Here is a 690-nt window from a genome sequence, read left to right as displayed (position 1 = left end):
TATTTTCTGTAACGTTTAAAGCCTATGTATGAGATAAAGACACTGAGATAGCGAGAGGCTAGCACCAGAGGGACTGCAATTGCCATCATGATCCAGTCTTCTTCATGGAATTTAAATAGCAGCATCGACATACCAATTAATAGGAATAGCACGCCGTTTAGGAACTCATCTACTAACTCCCAGAAGTGGTCTAGGTGGTCTTCACTCTCTTTAGAGAAGCCAATAAAGCGCGTCCAGTTACCGATCATAATTCCCGACACCACCATCGCAAGTGGGCCTGAAACATGAATGTACTCAGCAAATGCGTAACCTGCTGTAGGAACACCGATGGTAAGTAGTAGCTCCATTGAGTGATCGTCAGTAGCACTGATTAGGTAGTGGAATACCAAGCCCAATAGAAAGCCATAGACGATCCCGCCAATCGCTTCTTGGATGAAGAGTAGAGTGACGCTACCGACTGTTGGTGCTTCTGAGCCAAATGCAATGGTGAAAAGCGTGACGAAAATAACCAAGCCGAAGCCATCATTGAATAGTGACTCCCCTTCGATCTGTGTCGAGATACGTTTAGGTGCGTCTAACTTTTTAACGATAGCTAGAACGGCAATCGGGTCGGTAGGCGAGATTAATGCACCAAATAGCAAGCAGTAAACCAAATCAAACTGTATGCCGATCAGCATACAAAGGCCATAA

Annotated in this window: 1 protein-coding gene; it reads right to left on the bottom strand. The window is 44.9% G+C overall.

The features are described from left to right. A partial coding sequence (locus R8O10_RS25265; protein ID WP_318191964.1) for a sodium:proton antiporter occupies positions 1–690 on the bottom strand: 690 nt, incomplete at both ends.

The organism is Vibrio sp. 1727, assembly GCF_033344415.1.
Classification (GTDB): domain Bacteria; phylum Pseudomonadota; class Gammaproteobacteria; order Enterobacterales; family Vibrionaceae; genus Vibrio; species Vibrio alginolyticus.
This window is presented reverse-complemented; position numbering and strand designations above follow the sequence as displayed.